The sequence below is a fragment of the Rhizobium sp. T1470 genome (genome assembly GCF_042140505.1).
Classification (GTDB): domain Bacteria; phylum Pseudomonadota; class Alphaproteobacteria; order Rhizobiales; family Rhizobiaceae; genus Rhizobium; species Rhizobium favelukesii.
The window spans coordinates 1,525,173-1,545,340 of sequence record NZ_CP148092.1 but is presented as its reverse complement, the minus strand read 5'-3'; the positions used below and the strand labels follow the sequence as shown (position 1 = coordinate 1,545,340).

The 20,168-nt window shown below is 58.3% G+C and carries 18 protein-coding genes and 2 pseudogenes; 11 read left to right on the top strand and 9 right to left on the bottom strand.

Annotated elements, in window-relative coordinates:
- Positions 1–4: 4 nt before the first annotated feature.
- Together WGT02_RS28700 and WGT02_RS28695 are read right to left on the bottom strand one after the other, a co-directional pair.
- On the bottom strand, positions 5–889 hold the full coding sequence (locus WGT02_RS28700) for a dihydrodipicolinate synthase family protein (protein ID WP_208247971.1): 885 nt from the start codon (positions 887–889) through the stop codon (positions 5–7).
- 138 nt (positions 890–1,027) lie between these two features.
- A complete protein-coding gene (locus WGT02_RS28695; protein ID WP_375679620.1) occupies positions 1,028–1,420 on the bottom strand; it encodes an Lrp/AsnC ligand binding domain-containing protein in 393 nt (130 codons plus the stop codon).
- Between the two features lie 204 nt (positions 1,421–1,624).
- On the opposite strand from WGT02_RS28695, the gene putA reads away from it, so the two are divergent.
- A complete protein-coding gene (gene putA / locus WGT02_RS28690; RefSeq protein ID WP_375679618.1) occupies positions 1,625–5,332 on the top strand; it encodes a trifunctional transcriptional regulator/proline dehydrogenase/L-glutamate gamma-semialdehyde dehydrogenase in 3,708 nt (1,235 codons plus the stop codon).
- A gap of 353 nt (positions 5,333–5,685) precedes the next feature.
- Here the strand turns inward: putA and WGT02_RS28685 are convergent.
- A protein-coding gene (locus tag WGT02_RS28685) for an IS630 family transposase (protein ID WP_208245220.1) occupies positions 5,686–6,746 on the bottom strand; the annotation gives its coding sequence in 2 pieces (ribosomal slippage) (positions 5,686–6,254 and positions 6,254–6,746; 1,062 coding nt in all).
- Positions 6,747–7,126: 380 nt separating this feature from the next.
- On the opposite strand from WGT02_RS28685, the gene WGT02_RS28680 reads away from it, so the two are divergent.
- A complete protein-coding gene (locus WGT02_RS28680) occupies positions 7,127–7,891 on the top strand; it encodes a DUF4157 domain-containing protein (protein WP_225040061.1) in 765 nt (254 codons plus the stop codon).
- Positions 7,888–8,280 carry a hypothetical protein gene (locus WGT02_RS28675; RefSeq protein WP_208247860.1) on the top strand — a complete coding sequence of 131 codons (393 nt, stop codon included), beginning with the start codon at positions 7,888–7,890 and terminating at the stop codon, positions 8,278–8,280. The genes WGT02_RS28680 and WGT02_RS28675 overlap by 4 nt, the downstream gene beginning before the upstream one ends.
- Before the next feature lie 52 nt (positions 8,281–8,332).
- On the opposite strand, the gene WGT02_RS28670 is transcribed toward WGT02_RS28675, so the two are convergent.
- The gene (locus WGT02_RS28670; RefSeq protein ID WP_225039569.1) at positions 8,333–8,617 is read right to left on the bottom strand and encodes a LexA family transcriptional regulator; all 285 of its coding nucleotides are present in this window, start codon (positions 8,615–8,617) and stop codon (positions 8,333–8,335) included.
- 28 nt (positions 8,618–8,645) lie between these two features.
- On the opposite strand from WGT02_RS28670, the gene WGT02_RS28665 reads away from it, so the two are divergent.
- From WGT02_RS28665 to WGT02_RS28655, 3 genes are all read left to right on the top strand, one after another.
- The gene (locus WGT02_RS28665) at positions 8,646–9,761 is read left to right on the top strand and encodes an IS630 family transposase (RefSeq protein WP_208244984.1); all 1,116 of its coding nucleotides are present in this window, start codon (positions 8,646–8,648) and stop codon (positions 9,759–9,761) included.
- 127 nt (positions 9,762–9,888) lie between these two features.
- Complete coding sequence (locus WGT02_RS28660) at positions 9,889–10,176, top strand: type II toxin-antitoxin system HigB family toxin (protein ID WP_208247964.1); 288 nt, start codon at positions 9,889–9,891, stop codon at positions 10,174–10,176.
- 4 nt (positions 10,177–10,180) lie between these two features.
- Positions 10,181–10,588, top strand: a complete 408-nt coding sequence (locus tag WGT02_RS28655) for a type II toxin-antitoxin system HigA family antitoxin (protein ID WP_024318387.1) — start codon at positions 10,181–10,183, stop codon at positions 10,586–10,588.
- Between the two features lie 304 nt (positions 10,589–10,892).
- Here WGT02_RS28655 and WGT02_RS28650 read toward each other — a convergent pair.
- The 4 genes and pseudogenes from WGT02_RS28650 to WGT02_RS28635 form a co-directional block, all read right to left on the bottom strand.
- Positions 10,893–11,707: pseudogene (locus WGT02_RS28650) on the bottom strand (pirin family protein).
- A gap of 175 nt (positions 11,708–11,882) precedes the next feature.
- Positions 11,883–12,236: a RidA family protein gene (locus WGT02_RS28645; protein ID WP_208247858.1), complete on the bottom strand. Its 354-nt coding sequence runs from the start codon at positions 12,234–12,236 to the stop codon at positions 11,883–11,885.
- 128 nt (positions 12,237–12,364) lie between these two features.
- Positions 12,365–13,234: a LysR substrate-binding domain-containing protein gene (locus WGT02_RS28640; protein WP_208247856.1), complete on the bottom strand. Its 870-nt coding sequence runs from the start codon at positions 13,232–13,234 to the stop codon at positions 12,365–12,367.
- A gap of 132 nt (positions 13,235–13,366) precedes the next feature.
- Positions 13,367–14,428 carry an ABC transporter ATP-binding protein gene (locus WGT02_RS28635; RefSeq protein ID WP_208247962.1) on the bottom strand — a complete coding sequence of 354 codons (1,062 nt, stop codon included), beginning with the start codon at positions 14,426–14,428 and terminating at the stop codon, positions 13,367–13,369.
- Positions 14,429–15,136: 708 nt separating this feature from the next.
- Between WGT02_RS28635 and WGT02_RS28630 the strand changes: the two genes are divergently transcribed.
- From WGT02_RS28630 to WGT02_RS28620, 3 genes are all read left to right on the top strand, one after another.
- Positions 15,137–15,982, top strand: a complete 846-nt coding sequence (locus WGT02_RS28630) for an SHOCT domain-containing protein (protein WP_208247960.1) — start codon at positions 15,137–15,139, stop codon at positions 15,980–15,982.
- An 816-nt stretch (positions 15,983–16,798) separates the two neighbouring features.
- The gene (locus WGT02_RS28625; protein ID WP_208247854.1) at positions 16,799–17,317 is read left to right on the top strand and encodes an antitoxin Xre/MbcA/ParS toxin-binding domain-containing protein; all 519 of its coding nucleotides are present in this window, start codon (positions 16,799–16,801) and stop codon (positions 17,315–17,317) included.
- Positions 17,314–17,985, top strand: coding sequence for an RES family NAD+ phosphorylase (locus WGT02_RS28620; protein WP_024318400.1), 672 nt, complete (start codon positions 17,314–17,316; stop codon positions 17,983–17,985). The genes WGT02_RS28625 and WGT02_RS28620 overlap by 4 nt, the downstream gene beginning before the upstream one ends.
- Positions 17,986–18,038: 53 nt before the next feature.
- On the opposite strand, the pseudogene WGT02_RS28615 reads toward WGT02_RS28620, so the two are convergent.
- Positions 18,039–19,007: pseudogene (locus WGT02_RS28615) on the bottom strand (IS30 family transposase).
- A gap of 500 nt (positions 19,008–19,507) precedes the next feature.
- Here WGT02_RS28615 and WGT02_RS28610 point away from each other — a divergent pair.
- Both WGT02_RS28610 and WGT02_RS28605 read left to right on the top strand, forming a co-directional pair.
- On the top strand, positions 19,508–19,753 hold the full coding sequence (locus WGT02_RS28610) for a type II toxin-antitoxin system ParD family antitoxin (protein ID WP_208247852.1): 246 nt from the start codon (positions 19,508–19,510) through the stop codon (positions 19,751–19,753).
- Positions 19,753–20,046, top strand: coding sequence for a type II toxin-antitoxin system RelE/ParE family toxin (locus WGT02_RS28605; protein ID WP_208247851.1), 294 nt, complete (start codon positions 19,753–19,755; stop codon positions 20,044–20,046). The genes WGT02_RS28610 and WGT02_RS28605 overlap by 1 nt, the downstream gene beginning before the upstream one ends.
- The last annotated feature ends 122 nt before the right edge of the window (positions 20,047–20,168 follow it).

Genomic DNA, 20,168 nt, shown 5'->3' with positions numbered 1-20,168 from the left:
GTGCCTATGCTGCCTTGGAGCGGAAAAGTAGATCGAAGGCAAGACCAAGCTGCTCCTGCCCCTCGCTGGATATTGAAACAAGCGGCGGACGAACCGCAAGCCACATCTCCTCGCCGGTGAGCCTGGCCACCATGACCTTGACGGCCGGAGTAACTGGGTATGTGAGGAGTTCGGCGACAAAATCCTCGACGCGGGCGTCATCCCTGCCTTCTTCGGCCATCAGCCTGACCTCGCCAGGCAGGAAGTTTGCCATGCCGGAGATCGCGCCTTGTCCGCCAAGACGCACACCCTTTGCCAAGTGGCGCTCATCGCCGATCAGGATGATGAGATCGCCGTGCGCCTTCAGGAGCGCTTCGGTGAACGGCCAGTCGCCGGACGAATCCTTCACTCCAGTGACGACCGCTGGAAAGGCTGCACGCAACCGCCCGATCAGCGACACCGTCAGCGGCACCATGGTGACCGACGGAATATTGTAGACGATGATGTCGCGTGCCTTGTCACCGAGGATCGCAAAGACGGCGGAGAACCATTTGAAGACGCCGTCATCGCTGACATTCTTGAAGTAGGAGGGCGGGGCGAGGAGAATGTTGCGCACACCGTACGAAAACGCTTGTCCGGCTTGAGCGGCCGCATCCTCGGCCGCATCGACCAGCACAGCGATCACAACCTTCTGAGGCGCGATACCGGCATCCAGAAATGCATTGAGGATCCGCTCGCGCTCCTGTGTGCCGATCGAGGCTCCTTCACCCGTGGTGCCGAAAAGCGTGACGCTCGAGCATCCCGCCGCAAAACTTTGTTTTGCCTGCGCAATCATCGCCGCGACAGCGATCTCGCCATTCGCATCAAATGGCGTAGCAAGTGCCACGGAAAGCCCGAATTTTTCAGTCAACATTAATCCTCCCCACCAACGTGTTAGGTATAACGGACTAACATGTTAGTTGTAAAGAGGTAATATGGCAGCGATGAAATCCGCCGCACTCCGGGAAACGAGACGCCTGAAGCCGGGCACGGAAAAGGATAGGTTTCCTCAGACGCCGTTTTCCTTGACGGCCTCCATAGCCACAAAAGTCGACGTACTGGCGACGAAAGGAAGGCTCGATATCTTCTCGCCGAGTACAAGACGGTAATTGGCGATGTCTGACGTGCGAATCTTCAAGAGATAGTCGAAAGCGCCGGCGATCATGTGGCACTCCTCGACCTCCTGTAGCTTCCAAGCGGCGATATTGAAGGCCGTCAGCGCATGCTCCCGCGTGTCGGAGAGCTTTACTTCGGTGAATGCGACGTGATTCTTCCCGAGTTTCTTCACATCGACGATCGCGCGAAAGCCGAGAATATAGCCATCTTCGATCAATCTCTTTAATCTGACCTGGCAGGGCGTGTTTGACAAACCGACCTTTTTGGCGAGGTCGGTAATGGACATGCGACCATCGGCGACAAGGGCCTCTATGATCTTGTGATCGAATTGGTCGATTTCCCTGCCATTTGCGATAGTATTCACGATATTGCCTCTAGGTTTCGCACAAATTAGGCAAATATATTCGCATTACGCCAGTTTCAAGTGAAATCACCTTTATTGGATCTGCTATGTTCGGCCACTATCCTTCTCTGGAGCAATGACATGACGATCACCAACGATCCGGTGGCGAACGAAACCGTTAACGCGCAGTCTCGCAGCGCCGCAAATCCTTTCGAGGGTTTTGCGCCGGAAGTCCGACCGCAAAGCGATCTGCGCCGTGCCATTACAGCGGCTTACCGTACGCCGGAGACGGTTTGTGTCCCGCGCCTCGTTGACGCCGCAACGATTTCGGAAAAGGTCAGGCAGGGCGCAGCTGCAACCGCTCGCAAGCTCATTGAGGCGCTCCGCGCCAAGCACAAGGGCACGGGCGTCGAAGGTCTCGTCCACGAGTATTCGCTCTCGAGCCAGGAGGGCGTTGCGCTGATGTGTCTCGCCGAAGCGCTGCTGCGCATTCCCGATACGGCGACGCGCGATGCGCTGATCCGCGACAAGATCGCCGAAGGCGATTGGAAGTCGCATCTGGGCGGCGGTCGTTCGCTGTTCGTGAATGCCGCAACCTGGGGGCTGGTCGTCACCGGAAAACTCACCTCCACGGTCAACGATCGTAACCTTTCGGCCGCGCTCACCCGCCTGATCGCCCGCTGCGGCGAGCCTGTCATCCGACGCGGTGTGGACATGGCGATGCGCATGATGGGCGAGCAGTTCGTCACCGGCGAGACGATCGACGAGGCGCTGCTGCGGGCCAAGCCGCTGGAGCAGCGCGGTTTCCGCTATTCCTACGATATGCTCGGCGAGGCCGCCACCACGGGCGCGGATGCCGAACGCTATTACAAAGACTACGAAGCCGCGATCCATGCCATCGGCAAGGCCTCTGACCGACGCGGCATCTACGAAGGTCCCGGCATTTCCATCAAGCTTTCGGCGCTGCATCCACGTTATTCGAGAGCCCAGAGCGGGCGCGTGATGGGCGAGTTGTTGCCGAAGGTCAAGGCGCTTGCGCTGATTGCCAAGTCCTACGACATCGGCTTCAACATCGATGCCGAGGAGGCAGATCGGCTGGAGCTGTCGCTCGATATTCTTGAGACGCTGTGCCTCGACGACGAGCTTACCGGCTGGAACGGAATGGGCTTCGTTGTCCAGGCCTATGGCAAGCGCTGTCCCTTCGTGCTCGACTATATCATCGATCTTGCCCGCCGCGCGGGTCGCCGCATCATGGTTCGCCTCGTCAAGGGCGCCTATTGGGACGCCGAAATCAAGCGCGCGCAGCTCGATGGCCTTGAAGACTTCCCCGTCTTTACCCGCAAGATCTACACCGACGTCTCCTACATCGTCTGCGCCAAGAAGCTGCTTGCTGCAACCGATGCTGTCTTCCCACAGTTTGCAACCCACAATGCGCAGACGCTCGCCACCATCTACCACATGGCTGGCTCCGACTACTATGTCGGCAAGTATGAGTTCCAGTGCCTGCATGGCATGGGTGAGCCGCTGTACGACGAGGTTGTCGGCCGACAGAACCTCAACCGTCCGTGCCGCATCTACGCGCCCGTGGGCACCCATGAAACCCTGCTTGCCTACCTCGTGCGCCGTCTTCTTGAAAACGGCGCCAACTCGTCGTTCGTAAACCGGATCGCCGATCCCAATGTCTCGATCGACGAGCTCGTCGCTGATCCCATTGACATCGTCGCCAGGATGCCAGTGCCCGGTCAAAAGCACGATAAGATCGCGCTTCCCTCCGACCTGTACGGTCAGCGCCGCAACTCCGCCGGCTTTGATATCTCCAATGAGACGTCCCTGCAGGCGCTGACAGAGGCGCTGAAGATGAGTGCCACGATCTCGTGGGCAGCCGCGCCAAGCGGCCCGATCGAAGGGGCTCCAGCGGCGCGCGATGTCGTCAATCCCGCCGACAAGCGGGACGTTGTCGGCACTGTACGCGAGGCAAGGGCTGAAGAGGCGGCCGCAGCAGCGGTGGTCGCGCTGGAGGCCGCGCAGTCCTGGGCGTTGGTCCCGCCAGCGGAAAGAGCGACACTGCTTGATCGCGCTGCTGACATCATGCAGGCGAGAATGGAAACCTTGCTGGGCCTCATCATGCGCGAAGCCGGCAAATCGCTGTTGAACGCCGTCGCCGAAGTGCGCGAGGCGATCGACTTCCTGCGCTACTACGCTGAGCAAACCCGCCGCACGCTTGGCCCGTCGCATGCGCCGCTTGGACCGGTGGTGTGCATCAGCCCCTGGAACTTCCCCCTGGCAATCTTTACGGGGCAGGTCGCCGCAGCTCTTGTCGCCGGCAACCCGGTTCTCGCCAAACCTGCGGAGGAGACCCCCCTGATCGCCGCCGAGGCGGTCCGTATCCTGCACGAGGCCGGCATTCCTTCCCATGTGGTGCAACTGGTGCCGGGAGACGGAAGGGTAGGGGCAGCCTTGGTCGCAGCACCGCAAGCCGCTGCGGTGATGTTCACCGGCTCCACTGAGGTTGCAAGGATCATCCAGGCGGAGCTTGCGAAGCGCCTGTCGACTGACGGAAAGCCAATCCCGCTGATCGCTGAAACGGGCGGCCAGAACGCCATGATCGTCGATTCCTCGGCGCTCGCCGAACAGGTCGTGGGCGACGTGATCGCTTCGGCCTTCGACAGCGCCGGACAGCGCTGCTCGGCGCTGCGTATCCTGTGCCTGCAGGAAGACGTCGCCGATCGTACGTTGACGATGTTGAAGGGCGCAGTGCGCGAGCTTTCGATCGCCAACACCAATCGGCTGGCCTCCGATATCGGCCCGGTGATCACCGCTGAAGCCAAGGATATCATTGAGGCGCACATAGACGCCATGAGCCGGTCCGGCTGCGCCGTCGAGCGCGTCGCGTTACCGGATGCGACCCAAAACGGAACCTTCGTTGCGCCAACGATCATCGAGATCAAAAAGATCTCGGACCTGAAGCGGGAGGTATTCGGGCCTGTTCTGCACGTCATCCGGTGGCGTCGTCAGGACCTCGGCCGCCTGATCGACGAGATCAATGCGACGGGCTACGGCCTGACTTTCGGTCTCCACACGCGCCTCGACGAAACGATCGCCAATGTGACGTCACAGGTGAAGGCCGGCAACCTTTATGTGAACCGGAACGTCATCGGAGCTGTCGTCGGCGTCCAGCCCTTCGGCGGCCGCGGCTTGTCCGGCACCGGCCCCAAGGCGGGCGGTCCTCTCTATCTCGGAAGGCTGGTCACCACGCCGCCGATCCCACCCCAGCACAGCTCCGTTTATAGCGACCCCGCTCTTTCGGACTTTGCGAAGTGGCTGGATCAGCAGGGCCTTTTCGAGGATGCGGAAATGGCGCGCCATCTCGGCGGCCAGTCGGCCCTGGGGCTCGAAACCGAACTCGCCGGCCCGGTCGGCGAGCGCAATCTCTACGCGCTTCATCCCCGCGGTGTGATCTTGTGCGCTCCGGTCTCGCAAACCGGTCTCGTTCGCCAGGTCTCGGCTGTGCTCGCCACCGGAAACAGCGCAATCATCGACGCCGACGAGAGCCTTCGCTCGATGCTGAAGCGGGTTCCCGTCAGTGTCGCCCGGCGGATTTCCTGGAAGGAGACCTCCGCCGATGCTGAGCCAATGGCCGGCGCCCTGATTGAAGGCGATGCCGACCGCGTCTTGGCCATGCTCGCAAAAATCGCCGCGATGCCGGGTGCGCTGCTGCTCACCCAGTCAGCCTCGACGGAGCAGCTTGAGCGCGACCCTGATGCGTATTGCCTTAACTGGCTTCTGGAGGAGGTGTCCACCTCCATCAACACGGCCGCAGCCGGCGGCAATGCCAGCCTGATGTCGATAGGGTAGGCTGGTCGGCTGCAACTTCGTCCTCCGAACCAGGCGCGACCCTTCGCGCCCGGTCTCCTGTAGCCGCTGAGGTCAACACAAAAAGACCAGCGCGATCACGACTTTTCGGCCTGCACGACCTGGAATGTTTCGACCACTCCCCAAGGGCATCGATTCGGATCATAGACTGGCTCGCCGCAATATAGATCTTAAGGCCCTCGGTTCAGGCACGGTTTATGGGAGTTGCGACCTCAAGCCGCTCCAATACGGAATGCAAGAACTCCGATGCAATTCATACAGACCGAGCGGCCAATGTCAGACGACCAGATTGCGCAAAAGATCGATACCGACGAGCTGATACCAACGAGCGCTAATCAAAACCGGTGCGCCCAGTCACGCATTCCAATCGACATGATCTTCCACGGCTGAGCGACCAGCTTGTTCCATGCGTCGCAGCAATGGGCGACGATGTCCTCGTAATCTTTGAAGATCCGGTTGGACAACCAGTTGTCACGCAGAAATTGCCACACGTTCTCGACGGGATTTAATTCGGGCGAGCGTGGCGGCAGGAAGAGCAGTGTGATGTTGTCGGGCACATCGAGCTTCGGCGTGACATGCCACCCCGCCTGATCAACGATCAGCACGGCATGAGCGCCGTCATCGACGGCCTGGCTGATTTCGATCAAATGCTGGTTCATGGCGCTGGTGTCGCAGTAGGGAAGAACGAGACCCGCACCTTTGCCCTTCTTGGGGCAGATAGCGCCGAAGATATAGGTCCACATCGTGCGTTGATCGTGTGGTGCCGAAGGCCTTGTTCCCCTGCGTGCCCATCGCCGGGTGATCTTGTTCTTTTGGCCTATCCGAGCTTCGTCGGCCCACCAGAGCTCAATCTCGACGTTCTTCGGGAGCCTGCCTTTGATGGCTGCCAGTGTGGCGGGGAACTTTTTTTAAAACTCTCCAGGTCGCCTTCGTTCTGGGCGTAATGGCGCGGGCGGGCAGACAGCTTTGCAAAGCCGAGCGCCTTCAATTCGCGGCCAATGGTCGTTTCATCGACGGATATCCGATATTCTTGGAACAGCCATTGAGCAAGATCCTTGCGCCGCCAGCGCACAACGCCATGCACCGCCGGTATCGGGCCACTTTCGACGATCTTTGCCAAAGCCTGGCGATGCACGTCGGAAAGCTTTCCTTGATTGCCGGGTGCTTTGCCATTGATGAGCCCCGACGGGCCACGCGCATTGAAGCGAATAACCCAGTCGCGGACAATTTGCAGGGTCACGCCTCCGATCCTGGCCGCATCGCTGCGGGAATGGCCATCATAGATTTCGGCAAGGGCAAGAAGCCGCCGAGCCTGTGCCGCATCCTTCGTGCCTTTGGCCAACGCCCGAAGAGCGAAGCCGTCGAAGTCATCGCGCAGTGGAATTCCTGATGTCATCCGCAAACCTCCGTTTGCGGTATTGATTCAGAACTCAACTGATTTGGAAACCTCAAAAAGAGTCAGAGATCGCTCACGCTGGTATGAGCTGACATTATCGCCCGGTCGCGACCAAGATGGTGCGGGCTGTAGGCGTGATCACCCTGGGGTTTTTGGCACGGCTTGGTGACCAGCCGACCATCGCCGACGGCCGCCGCTTCTTTCCATCAGCGACTTCATGCAGGAACGCCTTGATATCCTGCGTCGGAAGACTTGATCATTGCAGGCGCTTTTGCACCTGCAATTTCTGGCCGCAAAAAAATATTACGCAAGAACGGTGGCCTCACCATCATTTTAGATATTGTGTATATATGGTAATAGACTGAACTGAGGGACTGGCTATGCAAGTTGCCCGATCCACCACCGCGATAGTTTCCCAAAGCACCCTTTCAGCCATGTTCCGTCTCGCCCTGATCTTGCTCGGGACGTTGATACCGGCTTCGCTGGCCCACCCCTGCGCAGGCATTTCCGATGTGGCCTTCACCGCAAAACATGGCGGTCCGGAACCTGGTGATATTCTGGAGAAGACAGGCAACAGCCTTCAAGACTCATCGAATGCTGTCACGAGTGCCCTTCAGAGCGTCGTTACTGCGCTCAATGAGATTCAAGCCAGTGTCGTAACTGGGCCATTGCTGGAAAGAGCTCTTGTTAAGAGCCGCAATGACGCGATTAGCGGATCAATGCCGATCCCTCCGTATATTCGAGAGCAATTGACCGGCTACGCGACCGAAGACTCGATGAACCGTGTGCGGTACAAGATCGGCAACGACGACTCTCTAGACCTTGCTCAGCTGCTAGAGAAGGGAGGCTTTGCAGACGCCGTCACCCTGATCGACGTGGTGGTATTTCGCGAACCCAGCGCGGCCGCGAACGTCTCCGCGTGGGCGCATGAACTGACACATGTCGACCAGTTTCGAGACTGGGGCGTACACAACTTTGCAGTTCGATACGCACGGAACTGGCGAGGCGTCGAAAGTCCGGCCTATGCCAAAGGCGACGGCTTTTGCAATTGGCGACAATCCCAAAACGTCGGAAATATACGACAGGCCCTATCGCAACGCCCTGCCACTCCAATGGAATGCAACTCAGGCTCCAACGACGAGTGAGCCCGAACGTGTACGGTTTCTGCGTTGTACATATGGGGTGCAACTGGCACCTGCCGCATGAAGTTTATTCAATCTCCGAAAATGGAAATGCCTGCATAGTGCGGGCAAATCCTTTCTTTCCATCAGCAAGCGGCTCGCGCAGGGCACTTCCAGTCATTTTCTTCGACAATATCAAGGATCTTGATGGCCGTGCTGCTGGGTTTCTGGTGACCTTCTTGACGTTGATGAACTGGTTAAGCACGGCCTGGCTGACCTTGTTTGCGTTTCAAATCTTCTTGATCTCCTCGCGCATAGTCACGAAGAGGATGAAGGCAAAGAGCGTCGAGCTCCCTCATCGCCCACAAAGCCGGCTTCGTGCTGTCGCGCAGCAGACTTATGAACGTTCTTAAGAGCCCCGCTCGTGGCACTAGTACCGCGCCACAGAGATTATGACGGGTTGGGTTATCGTAGAATGGGCAAGTCTTCTGGTGGGATGAGAAGTTGGATGCTGCGTGCTGCGCCTGGCACGCGGGATATAAATCCTGCCTTCTCGAGGGTCAGCACCATCTGGTGAACAGACGGAGCCGTAACGGCGAAGTGGCGACGCATGTCGGCTTCGGCCGGAGGCTGTTTGAAGATGCGGCTGTAGGCGTAGATGAAGGCCAGGTACTGGCCTTGGACTTGCGTAAGGCCATGTCTTGCCGTTGCGGCTTGCGGGTCAAGTGAGGGACTCATTTTCGGATTCATCTGCGTCTCCGCGCTGAAGGAGGTGTCGATGACTATAAAGTTTCACGTAGAGCTTAGCCAATCGGAACGTGATCAACTGGCCGTTTTGTTGAGCGGGGGACGCCATGCGTCGCGCAAGATCAAGCGCGCCCAGATCCTGGTGGCGGCGGACGAAGGCTTCAGCGACGAGGTGATCGCGGCAACCTTGAACGTCAGCGGATCGACGATTTACCGGACCAAGCGCCGGTTTGTGGAAGCCAATCTGGAAGGCGCGCTCAGTGAAGAACCGCGCCCGGGTGTTGAGCGCAAGCTATCGAGCAAGGAGGAGGCGCTGTTGGTGGCGACCGCCTGCTCAAAGCCGCCGCCCGGGCGAGCCCGCTGGACCCTGGAGCTTCTGGCCGATGAGATGGTCCGACTCACCGATCATGACGAGTTGTCCTCGGAGACCGTACGTCGCCGGCTGGCTGAGAATCATCTCAAACCTTGGCGCAAAGACATGTGGTGCATCCCAAAGCTCGATGGGGAATACGTCGCGCGCATGGAGGATGTTCTCGACCTCTACGCAGAGACGCCTGATCCACAAAGGCCCGTGGTCTGCTTCGACGAGAGCCCGACCCAACTCATCGGCGAAGTGCGCGAGCCCATTGCGGCCAAGCCTGGCCAGCTTGAACGCTACGACTGCGAGTATCGCCGAAACGGCACGGTCAATCTGTTTGTCTTCATGGACGCCCACCAGCCCTGGCGCAGGGTGAAGGTCACCGATCGGCGAACCAACCAAGACTTCGCCCAGTGCATGCGCGAACTGGTCGACGTCGATTATCCCGACGCCCCGATCATCCGCGTGGTGATGGACAACCTCTCCACCCATTCCGCCGGGGCGCTTTACGACGCATTTCCAGCCCCGGAGGCTCGAAGGGTGCTGAAGCGACTGGAGTTCCACCACACGCCCAAGCACGCCAGTTGGCTCAACATGGTCGAGATCGAGATCGGTGTCCTGCGCAGCCAATGCCTCGACCGTCGTATCGACAATAAAGACACCATAATCGCCGAAGTCGCAGCCTGGGAGCAGCAACGCAACGCTAATGGCGCAAAGATCCAATGGATGTTCACAACCGAAAAAGCCCGCCAAAAGCTCCGCAAAGCTTACCCCGTCAAAGAGTCATAATCTCTGTGGCGCGGCACTAGTCGGACCTTGGCGAATGCGAATAAAAAGGCGCCATAGCAACTTGCTATAATCGGATTATCGCGCTAGATTGCAGCCATAGCAAAATGCGATGCGCGATTCCGGGTTTATGCACGTCATTACACAGATAAAGATCTGGGAGGCGAAAGACCGATGGCCCCAAGCAGCCAGTGCCCTAGATACTTGGTATCGACTAATAAAGTCCTCGGAGCCGACAGACTTCGCTGACATGAAGTCGCTGTTTCCGGCAATAGATAAGGTCGGCCAGCACCACGTGTTCGACATTGGTGGCAACAAGCTGCGCTTGATCGCGGTGGTGCATTACAAATTTAAGAAGGTCTATATTCAGCGGATTATGGACCATGCGGAATACGACAAAGGAAAATGGAAGGGTTAGCCCGATGAACGCACTTGTAAAACTGGTAAGCGAGCACTGGACGCATGTGGCCCCTCTTCTTGCCATGCCGACCAACGAAGCTGAGTATGATCATCTCGTGGAGCAACTTGACGAGATCCTGGCTGAAGTAGGCGACGATGAGGATCATCCTTTGGCGTTGCTTGCATCTCGCATGGGGGACCTTATCGAGGCCTATGACGAGCAAACCCGCCCAATGCCTCACGTAACCGGTGCTGATGCACTCCGTTACATCATGGAAGAGCGGAGTCTTGGCCAGTCCGAGGTGCCAGAAGTAGGCGCTCAGTCCGTCGTGTCTGAGATTCTAAGAGGAAAAAGACAAATCAACGTTCGACAAGCTCGTGCGCTGAGTGAGCGATTTTTGATACCAGCGACAGTATTTCTATCGCTTTGAAGACGAACGTCTACTGCTGACGTCCCAAACGCCGAAGGGTCAACACAGAACTATCGTCAGAGTGACATTTTTTGTACATCACTGCATCCACGGTCTGAGCCCGATTGCGCGACGCGGTTCGTTTCCAAGCCAAATCCAAATACGGCCACCGTTCGAAGCAACCGCACCAACATCCCGCTTGCGGGCGGTCAAGGCTCACGACGACGACCCTTCTACACCGGATCTCGTCTGGGAGTGGCCCGGACATGCATGATCAGGCAGCACTCTCCCAGAGGCGGGGCTGCCGATCGGCGATGCCCGGCCCTTAGTTGGCCCAGTGACGCCATAGGCGCTGCAGCCTTTTCCACCCCTTAATAGCCCGAATGACGATAGGAGGCGGGATCTTTCGGTGATCTCCAACTGTTCCTCTGCGAACCACCGGGGCATGTGGATCTACAAGGAACGCGACAACCACACTGGAGCTCTTTGCCCTTATCGTAAGTGTGGCACCAGACAAAAGCAGTCCTTGTTCGCGCTCGTCAAACTTCAGCCCGTCGGCAACGACTGAACCGCTGAACACGTGGAAAAAGAGGTCACGCCCAGGCACCTGCGGGAATTCAACAACCGCGTCAGCCTCCAGCCGGATATCAAAGAAATCGGCCGCATTGCGCACGTAGAAGGGGGCCTTGCTACCCTCCGGTCCTACGAGATGCCGCCACAAGTTCGGCTCCGCCGGCGGGATAGGTCCGTGCTGAATCTTGGGATCGAGATCCATCGCAGAGGGCCGCACAAGAATTTGCAGCATGCGCAAGGGGGATCGGACTGTATTGTCTCTTCAGAGTGCCAAAAGCTGCGTCCGGCATTCATCACCATAAGGCTGTTTCTGTCGGTAATCAGTCGGCCGGTGATTTTGTCTTCGTGGCGCATCACGCCAGCCGGCACCCAGGAGATGATTTCATCGTTTCGGTGCTCGTGCATCGCAATGACCCGACCTGGATGGTGGATGGATTCGACGACCATAGCGAGAGGACCATGACCGTGATCGGTCGGCTTGTGTTGCAGCCATCCAGGCATGTTAATGTGGACGATGAAGCCTCCCATGTCGCGGACCACAAATGTGCGTTCACCTTTGATCAGCACAGAGTCCTCCTCATTGAGTGTTGGCGCTCTACCGCGCACTAAACCGGAACCAAGAATACTATTCCCAACCCGATTCAGGCAGCTTTCCCGGTATATGGCCGATCCTCAAACACCTGCGTCTGACCGCACGCAAGACGCGTCGATGGAATGGTGCGCACGCACGCAGACGGCTCATTCAAGCTCGCAGGGCCCCGCTCTTTCGCGACGCTGCTACGTCAATACGGATGGCGCACATCGGCGGGAGATTCTTGTCCTCAAACGTCGCCCGCCGTGGCGTCCCGCCATCCGGCACCCAAACGTCCCAGGCTCTGTTCATTTCCTCGAATGAGGCAAGGTCGCTAAGCCAGATGTTGGCGAGAATGATCTCCGACTTATCGGTACCTTCGTGCAGCAGCATATCATTGATGCCCTGCAGTATTTCGTTGGTTTGCGCCGCCACGCTCGCTCCCCTCGTGAGGTTTGCGATCTGGCCGGGCAGATAGACGGCATCTGCAAGGAGAGTTTCGTCAACTTTGGCTTGCCCCATCATCGTATGCGCAGACTTCCATGAATGCTTGAAATTTGGCCGTCGACCCTTCATTCGATCACTGTGGGGCTTTGCTCGCCATTCCGGTAGAGGGAATTAAATTGACCCGATATAATGGAAGCTGAACGCTCCTAGCTGGACAATATGGCGGTATGCCGCGAAATGAAGTCCACAAGGTAGCGCGCGCCTTCGGCCGTCTCGGATTGAGCATACAGACCGATCTCGATACGCACGGGACCGGGCAGGTCGGCCGACCTGTCAAGCGTCCGGCAGCCCTCCGGTTTCGTCGTGACCATCATTGGCGCGATACCGATACCGACGCGAACCGCGGTCGCCATGGCCACCAGCGTCGATGCGACGCATGCCGTCTTCCACTGGACGTTCCGCTGGGACAGAGCTGCAATCGTCGGGAGCGTCCAGGGACACCCCTCCTCGAACATGATGATGGGAAGCGGTTTTTCCGCGTCGGCCACAAAGTCAGATCTGACCGTCCACATCAGATATTCAGTCCAGATGAGGGTCGGTTTTCGCGAGAGGCAGGTGATATCGCAAACAACCAGATCCAGCTTCCTGTCTTCAAACAGCTCTGCGAGGCGGCGATTCGGCTCAACAATGATATCGATCTCGACTTTCGGGTTTTGGGCTCTAAAGTCCCGAAGAATGTCGATCAGGTGGCCGGCTGCAAAATCTTCGACAACGCCGAGGCGAATGCGGTCCTCGATCATCTTGCCGGTCAGCCTTTTCTCGACCTCGTCGCTGAGGGCGACCATTTCGCGGGCATATGCCAGCATGATCTGCCCATGGCTCGTGAGTTCGAGGCCTTTTGACGATCGCGAAAACAGCGTAACGCCGACAAGCTCCTCCAGCTTGCGGATCTGCATGCTCACGGCCGCCTGCGTTCTATTCAGAGCGACGGCTGCGCCATTGACGGTGCCGATCTCCGCAACGGTCAGAAACGCACGAAGCAGATAGGAATCAAGGTCAAGCATCAGAAGCCGCATTCCATATTTTGTGGCGCTCGAGAGCGGATGGCCTCTCTGCCCATATGCGGATATTGGACGAACCCTGTCCCTCAGGCAACTGGTGGCCCTCAAGCCGGGGCGCGGTACAAGCTGCGCACCATCAACGCCAGCTTATCGCGCGAAGAGAACGCATGCCTCGGCGGGGATGGAAATGCTGATTTCCTGCCCGCGGGCGAAGGCTATATCTGGACGGTTGGGGCAAGCCGAGATGATGCGGTCGCCACTGGCAAGGTCCAGAACGACATGCCTGAAGGCACCGAGTGTCACGACCTCAGCAACGCGTCCCGGCATCGCCCCAGCAGCCGGAGCGCCGGATGATATCGAGACGCTTTCCGGCCTCACGCAAACCTCGGCGGCACCTAAAAGGCTTCCCGTGGATGCGACCGGAAACTCCCAGCCGGATTCGGAGCGGAATTTGCAGGCCGTTCCGCCAGCGGCCGAAATCGAGCCATGAATCCAGTTCGTCCGACCCATAAAATCCGCTACGAAGCGCGAGTCTGGACGCCAATACACATCATCCGGCCTGCCCGACTGCATGATTGCACCACCGTTCATCACGAATATGCGCTCTCCCAGGCTCATTGCCTCTTCCTGGTCATGGGTTACCACGATTGCGGTCGAGCCGACGGCGGCGAGCACATCCTTCAATTCGGTGCGCAACTCATGTCGAAGTTTGGCGTCCAGGGCCGACAAGGGCTCATCCAGGAGAACAAGGCTCGGATGGGTGGCGAGCGCCCGCGCAAGTGCAACACGCTGCTGCTGGCCCCCGCTCAACTGATGCGGCCGCCGCTGTCCGAAACCGACGAGCCGGACGAGCTCGAGCATCTCGGCAACGCGACCGGGTATTTCGCCTGGCGCATGGTTGCGATGGCGAAGTCCGTAGCCGATGTTCTGTTCGACGGTCATATGCGGGAAAAGAGCGTAGTGCTGGAACAGCAGCCCGACATTGCGCTCATAGGGTTTTAATCCGGCCATCGACTTGCCGTTGATCATGATCGAGCCTTTGTCCGGCCGCTCGAATCCGGCAATGAGCCGAAGAATGGTGGTCTTGCCGCAGCCGCTTGGTCCAAGCAGTGCGATTGTTTCACCTGGGTTCACCGAGAAGGAGATATTACCGAGGGCGACAATTTCGCCGAAGCGCTTGCTGACCCCTTGAAATTCCAGTCGGAACAGCGTTGGCGGATCTTGCCGCCGCGACGATGGTATATGAAGCCGCTTTGATCGCCAGCTGACCGTCCAAGGCGCATGGAGGCCGAGACGTTAAAAATTCTTACGCCCACCAATGGCAGAATGTTCCGGAACCCCTTTTGGTGAACGAGAAGACACCGTTCGTGAAGCCGCTTTTTTGCCAACCACGTCGAGGGCTCGGCCAGGGCAGCGGTTCGCGGGAGGGCACACATCACCATCTGCGTCCATCAATGCTAAAAGCCCTGGGGCTACCCAATCCTTTGTGGCGGCGTGCAAAGTAGAAGTGTCACTTTGGGGGCGCCTTCAGCCATTTGGAAATGCGACACTCGGCATCTCCACTTGCGCTGAGGCAAGCCCTCGACCGGACCGGCTGGTTGGGATTGCAAGGGAAGATCGGGGGCCGGGTGAGTTGGACGCCGCCTCGATACGAGAAATCGCTCTCTGCCGCTGGAAAATGACGGTAGGATCGGGGACGAGATCCGTCCGCCGTCCCAGTTTACGACTGCCCAGTGCGTTATAATAAAACGTCACGAGGGATTGGAGAAGAGGCCTTGTGCCAGTCCGGCAGCGCGCAGCGCGACGCTGATCCTGCGGGGGCCTGTCAACTCGGAGCGGCGCGTGCTAGATCACTTGCAACGGATGCGCCGACCTGGTGCGGCGTGCCCGCAATCTTCGTCAGGCAAGGCGATCACGATGAGACAACTCAGTGAAGAGGGCCGACGGACCCTGGGAGAGATCGCAGAGCGGTACGGGGTCAGCTTCGGCGCGGTGGAGCACCTTCTGATGGCGATTATCGCCGGGCAGGCGACACAGGCCCAGTTCAACCATCCCGATCTGGGTGGGATGGGGCAATGGTCGCAGGGCGGCATGATCATGGTCGGCGACATGTTCAACAATGCGCTAAAAGCGAACGTGGCCGGGATTTGTTCCGAGCTTGCGGCCTTGGTGCACGGCCTGGATTTGCTGGGCCCGCAGGCGTCGCACCAGTCCCAATATCAAGGTCAGGGCGGCAGCGTCAGCCTGTTCCTGCCTGGCGCACTGTCGGCTGGAAACTGGTGGCCCGAGGAGTTTGGGCATCCTGCCTCGACCGGGGCGCAGAATGACCTTCGCTATGCCTTGTTCCCGACAATTCGACGGCTGGCGATCGATATCGGTGGCCGGGTTACGATCTATGACACGAAGGACCATCGAATTGGCGGGTTCTCACAACAGCAAAGCGGCGACCAGTCGCTGAGCTTTACCTCTCAGTACGGGCTGGTGAAAATTTCGGAGCTGGATGTGGTACGGCAGGGCGGCAAGGAACCGGCGGACACGTCGGCTACCGGAACATCCGCCGCCACGGCTGCGCCGTCGATATTCGCATCGTCCGCGCCGGAATCCGCCGAGCCACAACAAGCGACACGTCCAGCAACGGAGGCGCTTCGGTCGGATGAGGACATCTTCGACAAGATCGAGCGTCTCGCGGCACTTCATGCAAAAGGCATTCTCACGGATCAGGAATTCGAGGCCAAGAAGTCGGACTTGCTCAGCCGACTATAGCATCCGATGAACGGGACTTTCCACACGGAGGTCAATGGAAGGCTTTCCATCGAGCCGGCGGCCGAGCTGACGGGCAATCTCACCAGTCGGAACATTGCGTTCCCTGAGTTGGTGAAGACGTCGTCGATCGGAAAGGGTGATCTGCGAAAGCAATGCGACACCCAAAAATCTCCAGAGCGAAACCATTGTAATCATTGGCATGTCGCACTTGAAAATAGAATGTACCCCCTACAATGCTGCATGTGGCGGCAAGGTTGGAATGTCCGTTTGTGCGCAAAGTTAAAGTGTCACTTTGGGCGCGTCTTCAGCCATTTAGAAATGCGACACTCGGCATGTCCACTTGCGCTGAGGCAAGCCCCCGACCGGACCGGCTGGGCCGGGTTGCAAGGGAAGGGCGGGGGCGGATGAGACACACCCATCGGCGTTCCTGACGTCCTTGACTGTGGCAATCCGGAACGTAAAGAAAAACGTCGCGCGCTCTATCGCGAATACGGGTTTCTACCTTTCCATTCGAACGAGATGCGCCTTTTCCTTGCAAGCGCATCCGTTCGGACGTTGATTGCGGACGAGTGAGTGATCTCGGACGTCGAAACACCATCATAGCCTTCCGCCCCCACAGATCGCCGAGCAGATCCCGATCGCACCAATCGGGCAAAGAAGAATCGGTGTTGCCTGCTTTTCCAGTGACGCGACGTCGACCGGATAGGGTGAGGGGAGCAATTCATGCATTCCGACCGACAATCAGATCCTCAGGCGAAGGTGACTTGCTGAATGTCTAGATCTAGACTATATCTCTTTTCAGATTGGAGCAATGTAATGCGGAACGCTGAACATAAGACAGATGGGACGGTACTACCGCGCCTTCAAACAGATCGGTTTGCTCCCTCGAATCGAAAAAAACTCAGTGCGCCATCGCTGAGGACCTTCTTGGCCATTGCGGATCTGTGGTCGTTGACCGAAGAGCAGCGATTACTCGTTCTCGGTTATCCATCAAGGTCGACTTATCATAGCTGGGCCAAACGGGCCCGTGAACATGGCGTGTTTACCCTGGACGTCGACACGCTTACTCGAATCTCTGCAGTGCTGGGGATTCATCAGGCGCTTGGCATCCTGTTCTCCAACGAACGGGCGGGAGTAGAGTGGTTGCGCATGCCGCATCAGGCGCTTGCTTTTGGCGGTCATCCCCCGCTTACAGTCCTAACCAATGGAACTCAGGACGGACTGATGACTGTCCGTCGATTTCTGGACGCGGCGAGGGGCGGTGTATACATGTCCCCAAACACTCTAGACGAAGCATTTACGCCATACGACGACGGGGACATTGTGTTCCGGTGACCAGTCGCTTTGCCCCGGCGCCATATCCCTCATTCCGGCTAGTGCCGTCGCAGTTTCCGCCGATCGGGCTGTTTGACACAGTTGCTACGGCGGCTGATCTCGAGGCTGTGATGGAGCTTGTCGGCTGGACCAACGACCGATTGGTCGCTGAACGCATTCAGCGACTCCCCCAAGATGAATGGGTTTACAGTGTTCCCAACGCCAGTGTGGTAATGGCTGCGTTCCTGCATGTGGCTCCTGATGGAATGCGGTTCAATGGCGGGGATCTTGGTGCCTGGTATGCGGCCGATGATCTTCGCACAGCCGCTGCCGAGGTCGGGCATCATCTTCGCCGCGAGGTCGTTGCCCGCGGTGTGAGAGAAATGGCGCGCTCCTACAGATGTTACACCGCAGTTCTGCACGGAGACTACCTGGACATCCGTGGAGAGCAGTCGCGGCACTCTGCGGTATATGACAGTGCCAGCTATGCAGCTTCTCAAGCGCTTGGTGAGCAGGTCCGGGCGGGCGTCGGCGCAGGTATCATCTACGACAGCCTGAGGCGCAGGACCGGCGTGAATGTTGCGGCACTTCGGCCACGGAACATTCGGGATGTCACGCAGACCGACCACTTTGAGATCACTGTGTCCGCCGGTGAACGCCGAATCGACGTGCGGAAGCTTTCGAGCTGAGAGGCATCATTTTGTGAGTTCATGGCGAACCGCGACTTGCGGGCTTCGAGAGGCTAACCGGTACGCCGGATTTGCGCGAGGAGTTTCTGGCGGAAGACTTCGGCGGGTGTTTTGTAGCCGAGGCATTTGCGTGGTGTCGCGTTCAGATGATTGCAGATCTCGGTGAGATCGCCGTCGCTGAGAGACAGTGGATCCACCTCTCTCGAGAGCCATTTCCTGGCCCGTCTGTTGGTGTTTTCGACAGTGCCTTTCTGCCAAGGGGATTGTGGATCGCAGAACCATGTTTGCGCTCCGATGCTCGCCTGCAAGTAGGGCCAGTCGGTGAACTCAGTCCCACGGTCAATGGTGATCGAGCGGCGGGCGAGGTGGTCTCGATTGCCGGTCTTTATTGCGCAGGAAGACGGCGAAGCGACTGACCCGTTCGACCAGCGACGTCACGTTGGCCTTTCCGAACTTCTTGCGAAACTGGATGAGATCGCATTCCCACTGCCCGAACTGTTTGCGCTCGGCGACGGCGTCTGGCCGGTAGAGAATGTTGACATCCGGGGTGAAACGCCTGCCATGGCGGCGCCTGGCGTGTCGTGGCCGGCGTCTGGCACGATGGCCGGCAGATGTCGCCACAGCTTGATCGCATGACCGTCCGATGAATAGGCGAACTGGTAGATCGTCTCATGGCTGACGGAGATCGGATGGCGCTCAAGCTGCAACCGGCCAGCAATCTGTTGCGGCGACCAGCCATGCATGATGCGCTCAATCACCGACTGGCGCAGATGCGAGAACCGGGCAAGTTTGCGCAGCTTGGCACGCCGTTCTCGCGCCATGTCATTGGCCATCACGCAATAGTAACCCTTGAGGTCCGGCATCTCACGATCCTCGAAAGTATTGCGGCGCAGCTCACGGAAAATGGTTGAGCGATGTCGGTGCAGTTTCTCGGCGATCACGTCAACGCTGATTCCAGTCGTACGCCAGCGAGCAATCTTGCGGCGTTCATCCATATCGATCTGGGAGTAGGTGCGCTTCATGTCTCGTTCCTTGCAGGGATAAACCGTTGTTATCTATTGCAAGTCGCACTTCATCCTTGAACCCACCTTTGATCACTGCATGTGGCGGCAGGGTTGAACTGTCCGTTTCGACGCAAAGTTAAAATGTCACTTTGCGCCGCCACACGGCACGACGACCAGCCCCGATCTGTCCGGCTGTTCCAGGTTGCGAGGACAGACCGGGGCGAGTGGGAGGTAGCATACCCGGTCTTCAGACGCCCTGGTCACCGGGTCTGGTTTTCGCCCGCGGCGGCCCGTGCCGGTGCCAGTCACGCTAGGCGGCTCATCGCGAAAAGCTTCCGGCGCCTGCCTGGTCGGACGCGGCAATGTCCGTCTGGTTAATTTCGATCTGGTCTTGTTGTGACGCCATTGCCATCGGACATCTACAAACTCGAAAGAGATGGCCGAGATCTTGGCAGTGAGTTTAGACTTGCCCAATCTATCATAGATTGATAAATTTTGATAAGTTGAAAGGTAAGGTCATGCCAGCGAGTTACAGCATTGGATCTCACTATGAAGCTCTCGTGCAAGAGCTTGTCAAAAGCGGTCGCTATGCCAGCGCGAGCGAGGTCGTGCGCGATAGCCTGCGCATGCTTGAGGAACGCGAAGAGCAGCGGGCTGCAAAGTTGTCGGCGTTGCGTGAAGAAATTCGCAAGGGTGTCGTGAGTGGCGATGGACTCCCGGCAGCATCAGTGCTTGATCGCCTCGAAGCGAAATACCGCAGGTAATGGATATCGTGTTCGCTCCTGCGGCGGCGCACGATATTGAGGAAATTGGCGACTACATCTACGCGGAGAATCCGCCGGCGGCGATCCGGTTCATTATGGGGTTGAGAAGCCGTTGCAGCCGTATTGCTGACGCGCCGAGCGGTGGTGCGCCGCGCTTCTCGCTTTGGCCGGGCCTGCGATCGGTCGTCTTTCGACCCTATATCATTTTCTACACTATTCATGACGAGAGCGTCCGTATCGAGCGGGTTTTGCATGGCGCCCGCGATATAGAAGCCATCCTTGGAGACGATTAGCGGCACGTTGCCTCTCGCGCCAGGCGGTATCTGCCGCTACATGGCCGCTACACCATTTTGTCAAAGCTGATTAGAGATGCGGCGTCGCCAGCGAGTTAGAAACGCGACACTGGCACCGACAA